The following is an 18,247-nucleotide window of genomic DNA, read 5'->3' as shown; positions in this document are numbered from 1 at the left end:
ATTCCCGTGGAAAGTTAAGGTTTATTACTTGTTTGTGTTAGCTGACATCTTAAGTGCCTTTGCTAACGGTTTTGCTGAACTATCAAATAACGTATTTAATAATCCTGCTAATCGAATACCGGCTTGTTGTAAGCGAGTTTTAATAATCGGTGTGTTTTCGTAAATGTAGCTAAAGCCAATCTCGTCATTATTTAGCTTGTATAGTTTGTCAGCTAAATTGTGTGACTCTGTTACCCATTGTTCTGGTGAACTGGCTAGGTACTCAGCAATTATTTCTGCATTATTAGTATCAATAAACTGCGCGAATTCAGTGAATGATAGGTTCTCATTTTCGATTAATTTAGTGTCCCACAATGAGTGCAGGTTGGTTGGCTGGCCAAAAAAGGTAACGTTAACACGGTTACCACCTCTGTCTTCTGCACGTCCGGCATGAAACGGCTGATGGCTATCGCCAACTAAATGAACAAGAAAGCGTAAGCTAAAACGTTTGGCATCTATTGAGCTGTTTTTGTTTTTTAGTGTATCGATGGCAAAATACATCCCTTCAAGAATGTTGCTTACATTATCTTTATTTAAATTTTCATCGTGGTTGTGAGTAAATGTAGTTGAGTTGCTTGGCGCGTTGATGTAATGCCAACGAGAAGATTTTTTTTGCCAAAAAGGACTCGGATCAGAGCGCATTTCATCAGCCCAAGTAGCAATTTGCGCTAGGCTTTGCCCTTCTAAAAGTTCTTTAAGCTCTGCTTTAGTTGCGTCTGTTATGTGATTTTCGGCAATTTTACCGACAATTCTGTGGCCATTTTGTCCCCAAGCCAATACATTTTGTGATGATAAAAGTACTGCGCCGACTAAAAGATAACTAAATCCATGTGTAATTTTGCGTAACATTTGTGTTTTCCTCAATGATCTTATTTGACAAGAGCGGCCTCTTCTATGGCGCGAATTGTCCTGATTTTGAGATAAATAGGAAGGACTCAAAGAAATTCATAATTTCCCATTGATAGTTCTTTCAATTCATAAGCTTAACTGTTTTGGGTAAAATTACTTGTTGTAATAAGTAATTTAAATTGGTCAAATAGGAGGATGAATCGTTTTGGATTGTTGAACTTTTGAAAATTAAACAGCTGCTTTTGCAACACAGCTTCTTTGTTACTGTTTTGTTACTGTTTTTTTTGTTGGTTTGGCTCAGTGGCCAGCTGAGTGTGGTTACATCAACGGGGACCTTGAAGCCTTTAATTGAAACATCTAGTCGCTGTCAGACGAGGGCAACAGAAAACCAATTGCAATTAATTGTCTATGCCTCGTCGCAAAAGGTTGCTCGTTCTTTAACACAAAACCTGTGTGACGATCCCGTTGTAGCAAAACAATATGGCGAAGTGATCGCTTTATGGGGTTACCGTACTGCCGATAGCATTGAGTTCATTGGTAAAGGTATTGCTGATTTAATTTTAGCAAAAAACAACATTATGTCAGCCTTCAAAGCTGAATCGACCTATAACTACCAGCCTGTGGTTGGCTTTCCAAGTTATACTGCGTTTTTTATTTCAGCTAAAGAAAAGCCAAAAATTAACAAGCAATACTTTTTGGGGAAACGGATTGGCTTACTTGATTATCCTACAAGCCGATCTGGGCATATACTACCTAAACAAAAGTTTAAAGATTTAGGGATCAACCTTGAAAATTTAAAAATTACTTACGCCAGTTCACATAATGAGCTTAGGGAGTTATTAGCCAATGGACAGGTTGATTTAATAGCCTCTTTTTGGAAGGAAGCAGATCAGGCGCATTTTTCTAAAAATTATATAACTCCAATCAGCGATAATGTAATAGGCACACGTTGGTACTTTAAAATGCAGCATGAGAACACTGATTTGCTGTGCGCTATCCAATCTCAATTAATCCAATTATCTAAGCAGCAAGTGTCGACTTATTTTAATCATGTTGAACCATATTGGCATTGTTCAGCGGGTAAAGCTGAATTCTTAGGAGAGCAACGTGATGAATAATAAGCGCTTGTTTGGCGTGACACTGCTTATTTTTAGTGCGGCGCTATTGACGTTTAAACTCTCTAGTTATCTGCAGCAGGCGCAACATAACGATTTAATAATGGCTGATATTGAAAACCGAATTGCACTAGATTTACCTCGGTTAGACTTATCAAATCGTTTTTTGAAACACTCGGGTAATCATGATGCTATTGTTGGTTATCTACAACGTTTGAATATGCAATTGATACAACAGCCAATTCAAGTTAATACCATCAATGATGTCTCACTGGCATTAACAAATAATGGCCGCGAAAGTCGGATAGAGTATCTTGAAACAAGTGATCAAAAAGTTGCGATTACATTTTTAATTGAGACGCGTTGGTGGCATATAAGCGATATTTATACCTTTATGGTATTGTTATTATTGGCTTTTTTATTTTCTAAGTGGGCTGAACTTATTAACCGAACATCGCTGAAACACTTAGCATTAAAAGAACAAGTAGAGCAACTTCCACTGATTAATGTGCAAGTGAAACTAGTGATTGATTTGCAAGCCAAAGTTTTGGCTATTAATGATAACGCTGAGATAAAAGCTGGCTTAGCTAACAAACCACTGTGTTTTTACTTGGCTTTAATCGAGTTTTGCGTTGAGAATCCGGACGTGATACTTAATCAAAACAAAGATGTGCCGGATGAGTTAATTGAACTTGCTAATAAGTATTTTTACCGATTAACACAACTTGGCCATACTATTCGTAAACGGCCTAATTTTACTAATAGTCTAGAAAAAACCTTGAGTGAAATTAGGGCTGCATTGGATGAGGTACTTATTGAACACTCACAGCTGAAGGAGAAATATTACCCACCTAAGGCACATGGGGAAGGCTCTCGGTCACGGTTACATAGTTATGGTTTATCGAATATCAAAGCAGATGATATAGAGGTGATAGGCAAATAACCTTAACCTAGTTAGTAAGTTAGTTCAGAATAAAAACCTCACACTGCTAATACTTAAACTGTGTGAGGTAAGCTCTGATTATTTAGGAGCAAATTCAATGGCTTTGACTGGGCTATTTTCAATAAAGAAGCGTTTTAATGCTTGTGCATCTGTTTCGTCAGTGCTGACAAATCCTTTATGATTTATCAGTATCGGGTAGCCGTCACCGCCAGATGCATTGTAGCTATTAATGCTCATGCGATAGGTTTTGTTTTTATCCAGAACTTTGCCGTTGATCATCACTTTAGTCAGCGCATTATCGTTACGCTCGAAGCTTAATTTGTGGTATTGCAAATAAGCACCAGAATCCGGTGGGAAACTAGTTACAGTCTCAAGGTAATCCCAAAGCTCTTGGCCTTGCCAATCAACATACGCGATGCGATTTTTAAAAGGGTGTACTTTTAAAATATCTTTATAACTAACTGCACCTGCAGCAATACTATCACGTACGCCACCGCCACTGATGATACCAAAATCAGCGCCAACAACATTCATTTGTGCTTGCACAATAACGCGCGCTAAGTTGGTTTGTTGATAACGAACTTTATTGCGATCGCCCTCAAGCTTTGCATCAACATAACCAATTTCACCTTCAATTTGTTTTGCACCTTTGGCTTGGTAATCAGCTAAAAATGTTTTTAAGGCAGCGTCTGGTTTGATGTATTCGTTGGCAAGCTCAGGCTTAATTGAACCATCAGCTTGCGTTTTATCAACGTATAAGTTAACTGGCAATAGTTTATAATCTAATAAGGTTAATACGCCGTTTTCTTGTTTAAACTCGGCTTTGCCGACATATTTACCCCATTCATGAGCTTGCATTATCCACGTACCATTTTGTTGGTCTGGTTTACATGTCATACCGGGTTTAAAGTTATCGTCATTTTTATTTTCGCTTGCCATGCACACAGGTTCTTGTGAGTGACCGCCGATGATCATATCAAGGGTATGAGCTGGTAAAGAGCGGGCAAGGGTAACATCGCCAGGTGCATTTATACCATAATTCGCATCAACATAATGACCCATATGAGTTACTGCAATCGTGATATCCGGTTGATATTGTGCTTTGATTTTCTCGGCTAAAGCTTGGGTTACTGCAACGGGCTCTTGAAATTCAAGGCCGCCGATATACTGCGGGTTGCCTATTTTAGCGGTATCTGTGGTTGTCAAACCAATAACGGCGATTTTCAGCCCCTGTTTGTTAAAAATCTTATAAGATTCGAAGGCATTTTTACCGGTTTTTTTATCAATTATATTAGCCGAAAGAAGCGGGAAATTTGCCCACTGCTGCTGTTGTTTTAAAACACTCAGTGGATTATCAAATTCATGATTACCAATCGCCATCGCATCGTAACCAATTAATGACATTCCTTTAAAATCAGGCTCTGCAAATTGCAGGTCTGATTCTGGAATGCCTGTATTTATATCACCACCAGATAGAAGTAGCACTGCGTGACCTTGTTGCTGCGCATCAGCACGTAACTGGTCGATTAAGGTTTTACGTGCAGCCATACCGTATTCACCTTTTTCGTTATGCCAAAAACGGCCATGATTATCATTGGTATGTAAAATGGTGAGATAGTGAATATCTGCTGTGTCAGCTTGTTGAACGGAGGTTTGATGATTACTACATGCAGTAATGCTTAGTAATAGGAAAAATGAAAGTAATATGCGCATAATATGACCCGTGTTGTCAGTGTTGTGCTATTTATTAAGCGCATAGTTTAAACTAGTTTTATTGCAAAATAACGTAATTATTCTATTTTAATGTCATCTTGGAAATTTAACTTTCCAGTTGCCGCTAATTGACGTCGCTGTAACTCTTGTTCTGCTAATGCTGATTTTTCATGGTTATTACCCACCATCCAGTTTAAAAAGCTTGCCGGTAACTTAGTGTACGCCTCTCCTTGGTGTAAACCAAAATCACAGATGTGTTGCTCTTCATACGACATAGTTGTTAATCCTGTTGTGTGTGTTTTATTGTTATAAATAATACTAACAAAATAAACTCGGCTATTAAGACGATTTCGTTTTAAACAAAATTTATTTATAACGTGAGTGAATAACAACACATTGTAACCACATGTAATTTAAATGTAATCAATTCGGTTTGATTTGTTTAAAGGTACGTTTTGCTATCGTAATCTCCACAAGAGTTCTTTACTATTTGCATTAAATTCACATAACCACAACATTCTTCAGGATAAATATAATAATGAAAAAACTATTACTATGCGGTTTGTTAACCGCAACCTCATTTGCAAGCCATGCAACTGTAGTTGAAATGCAAACTTCACAAGGTGCTATTAAGGTTGATTTGTTTGATCAACAGACCCCCAAAACGGTCGAGAACTTTTTAAGTTATATACAAAGTGATGCGTACAATCAAACCGTGATCCACCGTTCAATCAAGGATTTTATTATTCAAGGTGGAGGCTTTACTTTTACCGATGATTTTAAAGCGATCACAACGTCACCAGCTGTTGTGAATGAGCCAGAATTATCGAATGTAAAAGGCACGATTGCCATGGCTAAATTAAGCAATAATGCGAATAGTGCCACAAGTCAATGGTTTTTTAATCTCAAAGATAATAGCGCAAACTTAGATAAGCAAAATGGCGGTTTTACCGTATTTGGTCAGATTACAGCAGATAGTTATGCTGTGCTTGATAAGATCTCTGCGTTAGTGCATTGCGGTGAAATACCGGTAGTTAATCTAACTAAAGACCAATGTGCAAGTGCAGATACCACGTTGACTATTGCTAATTTAGTGTCGATCAATAGTGTTCTGGTACTTGATGATGATCCAAATTCGTCAGTAAATTTATCTCCAAAAGAAAATACGCTAATTGACGATTCGACTCCAACTCAGCCTGATGATGGGGATAGCTCAAGTGGTAGTATGAGCTGGTTACTACCATTATTATTGCTTGGCTTTAAACGCCGCCGCGCAGCTTAAAGGTATATACTTGCTATCGGGTTATGTGTCCCGATAGCAAACGTAACGCTTTAGAGTGCAAATACCCGCATTACTAATAACACCCACATAGTTAAAACCAGTAAACAGCCAAGCAAAAAGCTATAATAGCGAGGTTTTACGCTATTGCTGCCTAAATGAATAATACTGTGAATGACGCGCGAAATCACAAAACCCCAGGCTAAAGTAATAAATACATAACCCGCTGCATTGAGCTGTAAAGCAGCTAAACAGGCTACAAAAAATAGCACTGGTATTTCAAACTGATTAATAAAGTTTCTACCGGCAATATATACATCATCACCCGCATTATTTAATTGCATAGTGGCAAAATCTTGCATAGTAATCGTTTTGTTACGCGCCGCACTAAAACGGCGGCGGCCCATGACTACCATTACCGTAAAAGTGAGTAGTACCTGAGAAAACATCGCGAGTAATACATATTTTTCCATTAAGAGTCTCATTTGATAAATAACGTAACTTTAAGCCTAGCAGTTTGTCTTTATAATTCACAATGTGTTACAAAGTATTTAGAAAAATGATTGCAAGCTTTTTGAATTTTACCGATCATTCAAACAACAAATAAGTATGGATCACATTCTCAATATGAAAAAAATAATTACTTTAAGCGCTATTGCTTTAGCAGTATTAAGTGGCTGCGGGACTACCACCACAGCGGTACAGCAGCAAACGTCATTACTTTCAGATACGCTGGTAATAAGTCCCAACGATACTCGTCAATATAAAACCCTTAAACTTGCGAATGAGATTGAAGTAATTTTAGTGTCGGATCCAACTGCTGAAAAATCAGCAGCTTCATTGAGTGTGGGTGTTGGTTTATTACATGATCCAATTAGCCAGCAGGGAATGGCGCATTATTTAGAGCACATGCTATTTTTAGGCACAGATCGTTACCCAGATACCAAGGGTTACTCTGATTTTATGACTAAAAACGGCGGCGCCCACAATGCTTATACATGGTTAGATATTACTAATTACATGTTTGAAGTAAATAACGATGCTTACGATGAAGCATTGGATCGTTTTGCTGACTTTTTTAAATCCCCTAAGCTTTACCCAGAATACACCGATAAAGAAAAAAACGCAGTAAACGCCGAATGGTCAATGCGTCGCGAGATGGATTTTTTTGGTCAGTTTAAGCTTGCCCGACAAATGATGGGCGATCATCCAGCTAATCGTTTTTTAATCGGTAATCTTGAAACATTAGGTGATAAAGACGGTAGCTCTTTACATAAAGAAACCGTTGATTTTTATAATAAATACTACTCTTCTAACATTATGAAAGTAGCAATGATTTCCAATCTACCACTTGCGGAAATGGAAGCGAAAGCACAAAAATACTTCGCTGATATTGAAGATAAAAAGATCGACAAACCAACTGTTACCACAAAGCTAGATTTTGATAACGTAGGTGGAAAACGCGTTCACTACGCGCCAAATGAAGACGTAAAAGAGTTACAACTTGATTTTACTATTACCGATAACAGCAATGAATTTGCCGTTAAACCTAACCGTTTTGTAGCATACTTATTAAGCAATGAAATGCAAGGTAGCCCGGCGCAAATTTTGCGTGATAAAGGCTGGGTTTCACAACTTTCAGCCGGGGCAGCGCCAACCCAATATGGTAATTACGGTGCGCTGACGGTTAATGTGCAATTAACAGACGAAGGCATGAAAAACCGTGAAACGATCGTTGCAACAATAATGCAATATATTGATTTGATCAAAAAAGAAGGTGTAGATAGTAAATACTTTAATGAAATTCGCACTTCACTTAATAATGAATTTCAATTTTTAGAAAAAGGCGATGAATTTGGCTATGTCAGTAATTTAACTGGTAGCATGCAAGATTATCCACTAAACCACGTTATTAATGCGCCTTTCTATTATGCTAAGTTTGATGCAGCTGCGATCAACAACGTACTTGCGCAACTCAATGCTGATACTCTGCGTATTTGGTATACCTCACAGCAAGAAGAAACCGATTCGCAATTGCATTTTTACGATGGTAAATACCGCATTGAAGATATCAGTGATGCTGAAATTGCCAGCTGGAGTAAGCCTAGTCAGTTTGCCTTAGCATTACCCACGGTAAACCGTTTATTACCAGAGAGTTTTGCGATTAAAACAGCACAATTTGCAGAGCAAAAACACCCTAAGCTGGTATATGATAAAAATGGCGTAAAAGTATGGCGTCAAGCGAGTCAAAACTTTGCCGAGCAACCGAAAGGTTTGGTCGAAGTTTACTTAAATACCCCAGATGCTTTGACGGATATCAAAGCTAAAGTACTTTATTCAGTATGGTCTGACTTATTTAACTTACAACAAAGCAAGCTAAGTACCGAAGCTGCCGTGGCAGGTATGAGTGTTGGCCTTGAAGCAAGTAACGGACTTATCCTTTCAATGAGTGGTTTTACCGATAAACAAAATGTTTTACTCGCGCAAGCACTGACAAATATTGATGTGCAAGTAACTGAGCAAGGTTTTGCTCAAGCGCTTGATCGTTACCAACGTGATTTATTAAACGCCCAAAAACAATTCCCATATTATCAAGCGTTTGGTGAGTATTCTAAATTAATACGAACTGGCAGCTTTGACACCGATGCACTGATCAATACGGCAAAAGCATTAACCATTGCAGATTTTGAGCAGCTTAAACAGCATACCTTCGCTAATAACGAAATGCGGGTGTTTACTTATGGTAACTATAACCAAACAGATGTTGAAGCGATAGCTAAAGAGTTAACGGCAGTTTTACCAGCGGCGCATATAAGCACTGAATTTGCGCGCAGTAAAGCGTGGTTACCGCAACCAGGCGAAACGATTGTATTGCAAAAAGATATTGATGTGGCTGATGTAGCTATCATTGATATGACTGTACACCCGATTGCAGGCTATAAGCAAAAAGCGCAAGCGCAAGTCTTACAAGGTCACTTTAGCACCGTCGCGTTTGACAAGTTACGTACTGAAGAGCAATTAGCGTATGCGGTTGGTGGTTTAGCAAGGCCGATTGAAGATTACTCAGCGATTGGCTTGTTTATTCAAACCCCAGTAAAAGATGTAAAAACCATGCAAGCGCGTTTTGAAGAGTTCAAAATGCAATATGCAGTAGAGCTTGATAACATGAGCGAAGAAACCTTCGAGCAGCTTAAAAATGCCGTATTAGTGTCGCTTAAACAGCAGCCTAAAAATCTTAGCGATGAAATGGGCCCACTGATTGGCGATTGGTATCGTGAAAACTTTGATTTTGATTCAAAGGATAAGTTAATCGCTGAAGTTGAAAAAGTCACGCTTGCTGATATCAAAGACTACTACCAGCAAACTATGTTAAACCCACAAGCTGCGCGTTTAAACGTACAGCTTCGTGGTAGCAAATTTGCCGACAAACCGTTTGCAGATTTACCAAAACAAACATTGGTAACAGACTTACAAGCGCACTTTAATGGCATTAAATTGCAAAAGTAATTTAGCACATTGAAGCGTTGAAAAAGATTAAAGCCCAAGCGATTTGCTTGGGCTTTTTTATGAATCATTATCTTTTAAATAATTTACAAAATGTATGTACAGTGTAACTATATAAAAAAGGAACAGCTCAAACCGCTAGGATTTTGATGAATAAGATAGTGTGCATATTGCTACTGCTAAGCCCTTTTTATAGCTTAGCCAACTCATTTGCTGATGATTTTGTAAACGCTGCAAATGATAGAACAACACAAAGCGTGCGCTATGACGGCGCTTATCACCGTATTGCCTATCCAAATGGCGATGTACCTGCCAATATTGGCGTATGCACAGATGTGATTATTCGCAGCTACCGAGCACTGGGTATCGATTTACAAAAGTTAGTTCATGAAGATATGCGCGATAATTTTTCAGTCTACCCATCAACAAGAATATGGGGGCTTACTAAACCCGATAGTAATATTGATCATCGTCGCGTGCCTAATTTACAGGCTTTTTTTAAACGCCACGGTACAGTACTGCCCATAACTAATAATGCTCAGACCTATAAAGCAGGCGATATTGTCACGTGGATGCTGCCGGGCAATTTGCCGCATATCGGTATCGTGGTAGATACATACACTGCAGATAACAAAACCCCATTAATAGTGCATAACATAGGCGCAGGGCCGCAACTTGAGGATGTACTGTTTCGTTATAAGATCACCGGCCATTATCGGTATGAGCCAGCCGTTAATTGATTGCGGGTATCTGGAAACATTCAGAAAAGCCGGCATGGTTAGCTAAAAAGCCGAAGTGGCAGGGCAAAATTTACTCAGCACAGATAAACAAAGTAAAAATACTTGAGTTAACGAAATAGCCTAATTTTACGACTCTTTAAGGAGCGTTAAATGAATCAGAGTGTTAAACAAAAATTTACGACGTACCCTGAAAATATCGCGGTTGTATTACATGAGATCAGAAGTCTGATTTTGCAGGTAGCTGTGCAGGATGGCATCACTGAACTTGAAGAAACACTCAAGTGGGGAGAGCCGAGTTATATTTCAAAAATAGGCACTACCATTCGTTTTGATCACAAACCAAAATCAGCTGAGCAATTTTGTATTTACTTTAACTGTAAAACTAAACTTATTGAAACCTTCAAAGAGCTTTATGGTGATACGTTTAGCTATGAAGGTAACCGTGCTTTGGTGTTTAAGCTTAATCAAACCGTGCCAGTTAAAGAGTTAGCCCATTGTATATCGTTGGCTTTGCGCTATAAAAAAATAAAGCACCTGCCATTGCTAGGTGCTTAAATTTAAGAAGTTATTGTCCGACAGAAAGAGTAACAGCGCGATATAAAATCCCGCCTACGCAAATCTCGCGCTGACAATAGTTATTTGGCTCTTGCAGCGCGAGCCCCATGCAGTTTTTTATAGCTGTCGATCAAACGCTGATGACGATCTAACCCTTCAAGTTGCATATTGGTTGGAGTTAAACCGTAGAACATCACATCACCATTGATAGAGCCGACTACTGCATCCATTACTTCTTGGCCAAACATGCGGGTGAAGCTGTGAATGTAGTCTTCAATTTCTAAGTCATCATTTAGCGCAACTTCTAAAGTCGCGTGCATTGCTTGATAGAACAACCCGCGTTCAACGGTGTTATCGTTAAATTGCAAGAAGGTTTCAACCAGTTCCATCGTCGCTTCTAAGTCACCCAGTGCTAAGTAAATTAACAGCTTAAGTTCAAGTATCGTTAACTGACCCCAAACGGTATTTTCGTCAAACTCAACACCAATTAGGGTAATAATGTCGATGTAGTTATCAAGCTGGCTGTCTTCTAGGCGCTCAACTAAATCGGCAAGCTGATCTTCATCTAAGCTGTGCAGATTTAAAATGTCTTCACGGTACTTAAGGGCTTTGTTGGTGTTATCCCAAATTAAGTCTTCTACTGGGTAAACTTCAGAGTAATCAGGCACTAAAATACGACACGCTGTGCCTAGGTCTGAAAACTCAGCAATGTAAGCTTCTTTACCTAAGTCTTTTAAAATACCGAACAAGCTTGCGGTTTCTTCTTCGTTAGTGCCGGAGAAATCCCATTCAACAAAGTCATAATCGTGCTTCGCACTGAAAAAGCGCCATGAAATTTTACCTGTTGAGTCAATAAAGTGCTCAACAAAGTTTTCAGGCTCTGATACGGCCATGCTGTTAAAGGTGGGTTTTGGTACGTCATTTAAGCCTTCAAAGCTGCGACCTTGTAATAGCTCAGTTAAGCTGCGCTCAAGGGCGACTTCAAAGCTTGGGTGTGCACCAAATGAAGCAAATACGCCACCGGTTTTTGGGTTCATTAAGGTAACGCACATCACTGGAAACTGTCCGCCAAGGGAGGCATCTTTTACCACAACTGGAAAGCCTTGCTCTTCTAAGCCTTTAATACCAGCAACAATACCTGGATATTTAGCAAGTACTTCTTCCGGTAAATCAGGCAGTACAATTTCTTGTTCGATAATTTGGCGTTTAACCGCGCGCTCAAAAATCTCAGATAAACATTGTACTTTGGCTTCTGCAAAGTTATTACCGGCACTCATACCGTTACTTAAAAATAAGTTTTCAATTAAGTTTGATGGAAAGTATACGGTTTCGCCGTCAGATTGACGCACATACGGGATAGAGCAAATACCGCGCTCAATATTACCTGAGTTTGTGTCGATAAGGTGCGAGCCGCACAGTTCATCTTCAGGGTTGTAAATGCTCAAGGTATAGTCGTCTAAAATACCTTCTGGTAGTGAGTCATCATCAGTGAGCTGAAACCATTTTTCGTTCGGGTAATGAACAAATTCGCTGTTGGCAATTTCTTCACCAAGGAACTGGTCATTGTAAAAAAAGTTACAGTTTAAACGTTCAATAAACTCGCCAAGGGCTGAACATAATGCGCTTTCTTTGCTGGCGCCTTTACCATTGGTAAAACACATCGGTGATGCAGCATCACGAATATGCAATGACCAGACGTTTGGTACAATATTACGCCATGATGAAATTTCAATCTTCATGCCTAAGTCAGCCAAAATCGCAGTCATATCAGCAATGGTTTGCTCAAGCGGTAAATCTTTACCTAAAATAAAGGTGTTTTCGCTGCCTGCTGATTTTGCCATTAACATGGCTTGCGCGTCGTTATCTAAGCTCTCTACGGCATCAATTTTAAATTCAGGTATGGTTTGAATAACACGCTTTACGGTACAACGATCAATAGAGCGTAAAATGCCGGTGCGGTCTTTTTCAGAAATACTTTCAGGGAGTTCAACCTGGATTTGGAAGATTTGGTTATAACGATCTTCAGGATCAACAATGTTGTTTTGCGCAACACGAATACCGTCAGTCGAGATATCACGGGCATTACAATACACTTTAATAAAGTACGCAGCACATAAAGCCGAAGATGCTAAAAAGTAGTCAAATGGACTTGGCGCAGAGCCATCGCCTTTGTAACGGATTGGTTGATCCGCAATGACTGAGAAATCGTCAAACTTAGCTTCTAATCTAAGATTATCGAGAAAATTAACTTTAATTTCCATTGAGTTGGTCCACCTTCATGCGCACTAATAAGTAAGGCTTGCAGGTGTTTGCGCCAGACTTAGTCAGTGTATTTTCATTTAGCTGCAATTATCCGCTTTTTAGGGGAGCAGATACAAGTAATAGTCGTGGTTAATTGGAAAAAGAGTAATGCTCGCGAGGGTAAAGTTAGCAAGGTTAAAGGCCAAAGTTGTTAGTGTGTTTGAATTTACTCAAGAGAGTACTTTACATTAGACTGATACAGAATTAGACAAATTGCATGGTGCGCATGAGATGCAAGAACCCCAGCGGCCATCTCGTTCAGCTATCAGTGAATAGCGCTATGTCACCTTGCTAGTTTTGACACTTGGTATTATAATTAACGACAATTGTCGCTGGAGGTGTCTATGGAAACTTTAAAGTTTGATTTTATAAAAGTAGTGAGTGGTGGGTTAATCACTAATAACTCTAATGCATTAGAAGAAATTACTGTTGCTACTACAGGCTTGAAAGCTTCGTCTATTTTCCTTCTTAGTAAATCGCTTGGATGGGAACAAAAACTAATAGCTAAGACTATTGGTACTACTACGCGGACATTGGAGCGACATGTAAAAGAGCGCAAACGTTTAGGTATTAACTTAAGTCAAAATGCATTGGAAGTTGCACGTTTGTCGTCTATAGGTATTTCATACTTTGGTGATGTAAAACGTTGGAATGAGTGGTTGAACACCGCTCATACGCAGTTCGATGGCAATGCGCCAAAAGAATTTTTGCATACCATTCGCGGCCGTGAGTTAATTAAGCGAATTATTTATGGGCTAGAGTATGGATTCACTGCTTGATGATTTGTTATAGAATTGCCCCAACTGAACATAACAATTCAAATAACGCGCTATCAGGCCTAGGTGGGCTTTATGCAGAAGGTAGATGGCACATGGCTGGTAAACCTGTTGTTTACACAGCAAGTAGCCGTTCACTTGCAATGCTTGAGAGGTTAGTGAACGACTCTACGGATATACTTAACAAGCAGCTATCAGTCACATCTATATTGATACCTGATAAACTGAAAATTAAACGCTTGGTTGTATCTGATCTACCAAGTGACTGGGATGATCACCCTTATATATTAAAAACCCAAATAGTGGGTAGCGACTGGTTAACGAGTATGGGAGAAGCTGTACTGCAAGTTCCTTCATCTGTTTGTTCAGATGAGTATAATTTTATAATAAATCCCGCACATACTGATGCGCATGAAATAAAATGCGTTGAATGCCAACCATTTAGTTACCCTAAAAGATTAGCTTTAAAGCTTTAGTGATTTAGTAAGTGGCTGATTCGACCACTTACTATCAGCTTGAAAATATATTTTCAACCACTTAGGCATGTTTTTAGAGCCTATTTTCATTGCTTCCAATAAGTGCTATTTATACAAAACAGTTCAGACTGTAAGCAAGAATCGCTATTCACTAATTGTACTGGGTTTAATTTCTTAAACTTTGTGTCTGCCACAATTTAACAGAGCGTAGCGAAAACCTCGGGTGCTTGATTGCAGACCGGGAGGGGAGTGTTCAAAAATCAGTTAGTCGAATTAGATAATAAAGAAAAGCACAGTGCTTAGTTAGGACTCCTTTAAACGGGGGGGCGCTTGCGGGCGATTCTTTAATCTATTGATTTGATAGATAGAATAACTTAACCTATCTCATCTTAAATTTATTTAATAATCTAGGCGACAATAAGCACTCATGAAACAATTCTTTGTTAAAACACTGTCGGTCATTTGTAGTCTTTTATTTCTAATTATTAGTATTCTATTGATTTTCGGAATACTCACTCGTAGCGACGAGAGCTTAAATCTTTTTTTGTATATCCCATTCATATTTGCTCCGTACCTGTATGTTGTAGTTCGAGCATGGGAAGATATTATTTTAAAAAATCAGCATTTGATCATACGATTCATCATTCTCTGCTCGGTATTACTATTGATATTTCCTAGTGTGTTTGGTTACTTCTTATCAACAAGAGTTTATAAAATAACCTCTATTTTCTATTATACTAGTTCTACCTCTACTGCTGAAGTAGCGGTGTGTGAGCTTATAGGTTTGTTATTACTTCATTCGTTATTAACTTATTATACGAAAAAGCGAATAATACCAAATATATAAATTTAGTGAACAATTTGTTAGCGTGTATAAATTTTCAATAACAAGGTGCGTGATTGACTATGACATAGGGCCCGTAGTGGAATATTACAGGAGTAATTATTGAGTAATAGTTGGCTTATTATTTTGATTGAAAGCAACGTAGCTATTAGATAGTTAGGTCGCCTTAAAATGAACTTTCATTTAATGCAGTTGGCGCAAAGCCTACGTTAACAGACACTTTACTAAACGTTGTGTCATCGACGACATAATAGGTAGAAAGTAGAAGGCAAAGATAAGTAAAGAGATAAGTAACTTTCAGATTTTATCTCTGCTTATTTATCTAGGAGTATGCCAAGCCAATAAAGACATTGTTAAAGCCGCCCCCTAATCCCATATCACTCTAATTAATGGTATTCTTAACTTTATTTTTCTATTTTTTTCTTTTTTCACAATAGAAAGTGCCGAGATTAATCACCAAAGGAATTACCAAACCGACCAAAAAAGCAATTAACAATATGATTGACAAGTTGGTGTAATAGATAATGGAAGGCCACCCTCTTTGGCTTTTTTTATAAGTTAGAGGCCAACCATGGTTGATAACTATTTTGGTAGTGAGAGTTTCAAGGCTGTACCCCGTTTTTATGCTTGATTTTTCTTCATGTGAAAGCATTATGGATGCTACTATTATAAAAATAAATAAGAGCTGGATAAACAAGCTTTTGGATGGATAAATAGTCTTGAGCATAATGATTATGGCTTTTTTAGATGGCTAAGGATATATGCGTTCAGTATAAAGAGGGCGTTCCTATTTTACAACTCATGCATACCAGCGTGAAAAACGCTTAGAAAGTACAATCACAGGCAAACAATCTAAAAGATCTTACGTTTTGCAGGCATTTCACGCCAAAATAGTTGTTAGCTTAAAAATCCGGCCACTTAGTAAAAAGTTAAATAGTATCAGTCAGTTATTTTTTTTTTCGAATAATTTGACTTTAATAGGGATAATGACCCATTTAATAGCTGAAATTAAAGTACCAAGTACCAAGTACCAAGTAGCAATAGAAATGTTTTGAGCCTAAAAAGTAAATTTAGTTGTACAGTTTTGTTTGCTCAATTAAAGTGGCTGTATAGTTAAATGGGTTTGTTTTTAACCTTCACCTCGCTAACTTTTTCCTGCACCTAATTCTCCTAAGCTATCACAGCTGCATTAAAAGCTAGTAATTAACTACACTAAAAGCTAATTTTCAACTTCAGCAAAAACTAGCTGTGTTAACATGAATCAAGTGTCAGTAAAGCTTACACATTCTCTAGAGCGATTAAAGCTATTGCAAGATAGTGGCATTATTGCTGTGCAATCGAAAATGCTTGAGCGCACCGATAGAGAGCGCTTGACTAAGCATGGCTTCATTAAAGAGGTAATGCGAGGTTGGTATATTCCTTCAAGCCCAGATGAACAGCAAGGCGATGTAACGCTTGCTATACGTCCTTTTGTGTGGCATATATGGAAGCTTTAGAAATGGCAAGTGTAGAGCAAAATATTACTCCTTTTACAAAATTTCTAGCTTCGTTATTATATCCGATTCTTTCCTTGATAAAAAATTAGCGCGGGTATTTATTTCCCGCGCTGAAAAGCTAGACCATTTTTAACCTTTGTCGTTATGCTATCACTAAAAACCCGACAAATGCACAGGCTGCTGCGATGAGTGTATAGGGCAATTGAGTAATTGCGTGACTCATTAAGTTACAGCCTGAACCTTGTGCTGCAAGGACAGTTGAATCTGAGTAAAAACATGCTTGGCTACCAAATGATGAGGCAGATAACAGCGCACCAATCACCAGCGGTATATTTGCATCAACCGCGACTGCCAGAGGCATCACAATAGGAATTGTTACCGCAAAAATACCCCAGCTTGAGCCTGTAGCAAACGCCAAAATTGCCATTGCTAAAAACACCACTGCAGGTAAATAGCCTGCGGTCATGAATGGGCTTAAGGAATCAATTACAAACTGTGGTAATAGTAGTTGGTCGCACACATCTTTAAAAATAAATGCGGCGATCACAGTTCCTATTGCTGGCAACATGCTTTTAAAACCATCGAGCATTTTTTCAATCATTTCGGCAAATGGCATTAGCTTTTGCAGCATATAAAATGGCAGCGTCACGGCGAATGTCGCTAATAACCCTTTGTACACGTCGATGTCAAAATACACAGTGAACGCAACGAGCAATAAAATAGGTAGTAAAAAGTTGTACAGTTTGCCGTGGCTGTCTGCGCTTTCAAAGCTTTCTTCAACGGCTTTTACTGCGTATTCATCGGCAGTTTGCACTTCGTTGTACTGTGCAGGATCTACTTGCGGTTGTTCTTGCATCGCCTGTAATTGGGCTTTTTTCATCGGCCCAAATAAAGGGATAACACCAAGTACCACTAATGGCACAAGTAACACGGCAAACCATGCATACAGCATATAGGGTATTGCTTGAATATACACAGCAATACCTTGGCCTTCGACGGCTATGTTGTTATCAACCAACAAGCCGCCAAAAAACACCGCCCAGGTAGACAGCGGCACTAATACACAGATTGGCGCTGCGGTAGAGTCGACCACGTAGGCAAGCATTTCACGGCTGATTTTAAATTTATCAGTAATGCGTTTCATGGTTTCACCCACGGTAAGCGCATTGAGGTAGTCATCAATAAAAATAACGATACCAAGCAAAAAGGTCATGAGTAAAGATGAGCGTGGGCCTTTACAAAAACGCAGCGCAAAACTACCAAATGCTGCTGCACCACCGGTACGCACTAGTAATGCGATTAACGCACCAAAGCCACCACACACTAGAATAAGCCAGCCGATTGTTTCATCTACCATTACTTTTAACGATGCCGCAGCAAAGTTGCTAAGCATTTCAACAGGATTTAGCATAGCAAGGCCAACAAGGGCACCGATCAGCAAAGATAAAATAGGACGACGTAGCACGATCGCCAAAACCACCACTACAACTGGCGGCACAAGACTTAACGCAGAAGGTTCGAGCATTTAAGTATTCACAAAATAAAAAGCATTTGAGTAATTGGCTCAAACTGCTTAACAAAAACAAAGAATGTTAGCCCAACGGCTGATATTCCAAG

Annotated in this window: 15 protein-coding genes; 9 read left to right on the top strand and 6 right to left on the bottom strand. The window is 38.8% G+C overall.

Going from position 1 to position 18,247, the window contains the following annotated elements:
• Positions 1–24 precede the first annotated feature (24 nt).
• Entirely contained in the window at positions 25–888 is an 864-nt protein-coding gene (locus H5201_RS01030) for a S1/P1 nuclease (protein ID WP_182717581.1), read from the bottom strand.
• Positions 889–1,109: 221 nt separating this feature from the next.
• Between H5201_RS01030 and H5201_RS01025 the strand changes: the two genes are divergently transcribed.
• Positions 1,110–2,006 (top strand): PhnD/SsuA/transferrin family substrate-binding protein, encoded by an 897-nt coding sequence (locus H5201_RS01025; RefSeq protein WP_182717580.1) that lies wholly within the window; start codon positions 1,110–1,112, stop codon positions 2,004–2,006.
• Positions 1,999–2,946 carry a hypothetical protein gene (locus H5201_RS01020; RefSeq protein WP_182717579.1) on the top strand — a complete coding sequence of 316 codons (948 nt, stop codon included), beginning with the start codon at positions 1,999–2,001 and terminating at the stop codon, positions 2,944–2,946. Before H5201_RS01025 ends, H5201_RS01020 begins: the two co-directional genes overlap by 8 nt.
• Before the next feature lie 78 nt (positions 2,947–3,024).
• Here H5201_RS01020 and ushA read toward each other — a convergent pair whose 3' ends face one another.
• Positions 3,025–4,659 (bottom strand): bifunctional UDP-sugar hydrolase/5'-nucleotidase UshA, encoded by a 1,635-nt coding sequence (ushA, locus tag H5201_RS01015; protein ID WP_182783514.1) that lies wholly within the window; start codon positions 4,657–4,659, stop codon positions 3,025–3,027.
• A gap of 77 nt (positions 4,660–4,736) precedes the next feature.
• On the bottom strand, positions 4,737–4,934 hold the full coding sequence (locus H5201_RS01010) for a hypothetical protein (protein WP_145234351.1): 198 nt from the start codon (positions 4,932–4,934) through the stop codon (positions 4,737–4,739).
• Between the two features lie 263 nt (positions 4,935–5,197).
• Between H5201_RS01010 and H5201_RS01005 the strand changes: the two genes are divergently transcribed.
• The gene (locus H5201_RS01005; RefSeq protein WP_182783512.1) at positions 5,198–5,941 is read left to right on the top strand and encodes a peptidylprolyl isomerase; all 744 of its coding nucleotides are present in this window, start codon (positions 5,198–5,200) and stop codon (positions 5,939–5,941) included.
• A 50-nt stretch (positions 5,942–5,991) separates the two neighbouring features.
• Here the strand turns inward: H5201_RS01005 and H5201_RS01000 are convergent, their stop codons facing one another.
• Entirely contained in the window at positions 5,992–6,411 is a 420-nt protein-coding gene (locus H5201_RS01000) for an MAPEG family protein (RefSeq protein ID WP_182739512.1), read from the bottom strand.
• Positions 6,412–6,565: 154 nt separating this feature from the next.
• Between H5201_RS01000 and H5201_RS00995 the strand changes: the two genes are divergently transcribed.
• The 3 genes from H5201_RS00995 to H5201_RS00985 all read left to right on the top strand — a co-directional run bounded on the left by H5201_RS00995 (position 6,566) and on the right by H5201_RS00985 (position 10,737).
• Positions 6,566–9,445 carry an insulinase family protein gene (locus H5201_RS00995; RefSeq protein WP_182739513.1) on the top strand — a complete coding sequence of 960 codons (2,880 nt, stop codon included), beginning with the start codon at positions 6,566–6,568 and terminating at the stop codon, positions 9,443–9,445.
• A 146-nt stretch (positions 9,446–9,591) separates the two neighbouring features.
• Positions 9,592–10,182 (top strand): DUF1287 domain-containing protein, encoded by a 591-nt coding sequence (locus H5201_RS00990; RefSeq protein WP_182739514.1) that lies wholly within the window; start codon positions 9,592–9,594, stop codon positions 10,180–10,182.
• A gap of 150 nt (positions 10,183–10,332) precedes the next feature.
• Positions 10,333–10,737: a DUF1801 domain-containing protein gene (locus H5201_RS00985; RefSeq protein WP_182739515.1), complete on the top strand. Its 405-nt coding sequence runs from the start codon at positions 10,333–10,335 to the stop codon at positions 10,735–10,737.
• A gap of 80 nt (positions 10,738–10,817) precedes the next feature.
• Here H5201_RS00985 and H5201_RS00980 read toward each other — a convergent pair whose 3' ends face one another.
• The gene (locus H5201_RS00980) at positions 10,818–12,998 is read right to left on the bottom strand and encodes an OsmC domain/YcaO domain-containing protein (RefSeq protein ID WP_182739516.1); all 2,181 of its coding nucleotides are present in this window, start codon (positions 12,996–12,998) and stop codon (positions 10,818–10,820) included.
• 384 nt (positions 12,999–13,382) lie between these two features.
• Here H5201_RS00980 and H5201_RS00975 point away from each other — a divergent pair, with 384 nt between their 5' ends.
• The 3 genes from H5201_RS00975 to H5201_RS00965 all read left to right on the top strand — a co-directional run bounded on the left by H5201_RS00975 (position 13,383) and on the right by H5201_RS00965 (position 16,630).
• The gene (locus tag H5201_RS00975) at positions 13,383–13,817 is read left to right on the top strand and encodes an antitoxin Xre/MbcA/ParS toxin-binding domain-containing protein (protein WP_182739517.1); all 435 of its coding nucleotides are present in this window, start codon (positions 13,383–13,385) and stop codon (positions 13,815–13,817) included.
• Entirely contained in the window at positions 13,817–14,290 is a 474-nt protein-coding gene (locus H5201_RS00970; protein WP_182739518.1) for an RES family NAD+ phosphorylase, read from the top strand. The genes H5201_RS00975 and H5201_RS00970 overlap by 1 nt, the downstream gene beginning before the upstream one ends.
• Before the next feature lie 2,100 nt (positions 14,291–16,390).
• Complete coding sequence (locus H5201_RS00965; protein ID WP_182717570.1) at positions 16,391–16,630, top strand: hypothetical protein; 240 nt, start codon at positions 16,391–16,393, stop codon at positions 16,628–16,630.
• Between the two features lie 142 nt (positions 16,631–16,772).
• Here H5201_RS00965 and H5201_RS00960 read toward each other — a convergent pair whose 3' ends face one another.
• Positions 16,773–18,155, bottom strand: a complete 1,383-nt coding sequence (locus H5201_RS00960) for a Na+/H+ antiporter NhaC family protein (protein ID WP_145234337.1) — start codon at positions 18,153–18,155, stop codon at positions 16,773–16,775.
• Positions 18,156–18,247 lie beyond the last annotated feature (92 nt).

It is taken from the genome of Pseudoalteromonas sp. SG43-6 (genome assembly GCF_014164365.1).
Taxonomy (GTDB): Bacteria; Pseudomonadota; Gammaproteobacteria; order Enterobacterales; family Alteromonadaceae; genus Pseudoalteromonas; species Pseudoalteromonas rhizosphaerae.
The sequence above is the reverse complement of the archived record's forward strand: the minus strand, read 5'-3'. Positions and strand labels throughout refer to the sequence as shown.

Bases quoted from the DNA above. Each gene is read 5' to 3' on its own strand.
- H5201_RS01010 (WP_145234351.1), bottom strand. From the start codon at position 4,934: ATGTCGTATGAAGAGCAACACATCTGTGATTTTGGTTTACACCAAGGA.
- H5201_RS01020 (WP_182717579.1), top strand. From the start codon at position 1,999: ATGAATAATAAGCGCTTGTTTGGCGTGACACTGCTTATTTTTAGTGCG.
- H5201_RS00970 (WP_182739518.1), top strand. From the start codon at position 13,817: ATGATTTGTTATAGAATTGCCCCAACTGAACATAACAATTCAAATAAC.
- H5201_RS01005 (WP_182783512.1), top strand. From the start codon at position 5,198: ATGAAAAAACTATTACTATGCGGTTTGTTAACCGCAACCTCATTTGCA.
- H5201_RS00995 (WP_182739513.1), top strand. From the start codon at position 6,566: ATGAAAAAAATAATTACTTTAAGCGCTATTGCTTTAGCAGTATTAAGT.
- H5201_RS00990 (WP_182739514.1), top strand. From the start codon at position 9,592: ATGAATAAGATAGTGTGCATATTGCTACTGCTAAGCCCTTTTTATAGC.
- ushA (WP_182783514.1), bottom strand. From the start codon at position 4,659: ATGCGCATATTACTTTCATTTTTCCTATTACTAAGCATTACTGCATGT.
- H5201_RS00980 (WP_182739516.1), bottom strand. From the start codon at position 12,998: ATGGAAATTAAAGTTAATTTTCTCGATAATCTTAGATTAGAAGCTAAG.
- H5201_RS00965 (WP_182717570.1), top strand. From the start codon at position 16,391: ATGAATCAAGTGTCAGTAAAGCTTACACATTCTCTAGAGCGATTAAAG.
- H5201_RS00975 (WP_182739517.1), top strand. From the start codon at position 13,383: ATGGAAACTTTAAAGTTTGATTTTATAAAAGTAGTGAGTGGTGGGTTA.
- H5201_RS00960 (WP_145234337.1), bottom strand. From the start codon at position 18,155: ATGCTCGAACCTTCTGCGTTAAGTCTTGTGCCGCCAGTTGTAGTGGTG.
- H5201_RS01030 (WP_182717581.1), bottom strand. From the start codon at position 888: ATGTTACGCAAAATTACACATGGATTTAGTTATCTTTTAGTCGGCGCA.
- H5201_RS00985 (WP_182739515.1), top strand. From the start codon at position 10,333: ATGAATCAGAGTGTTAAACAAAAATTTACGACGTACCCTGAAAATATC.
- H5201_RS01000 (WP_182739512.1), bottom strand. From the start codon at position 6,411: ATGGAAAAATATGTATTACTCGCGATGTTTTCTCAGGTACTACTCACT.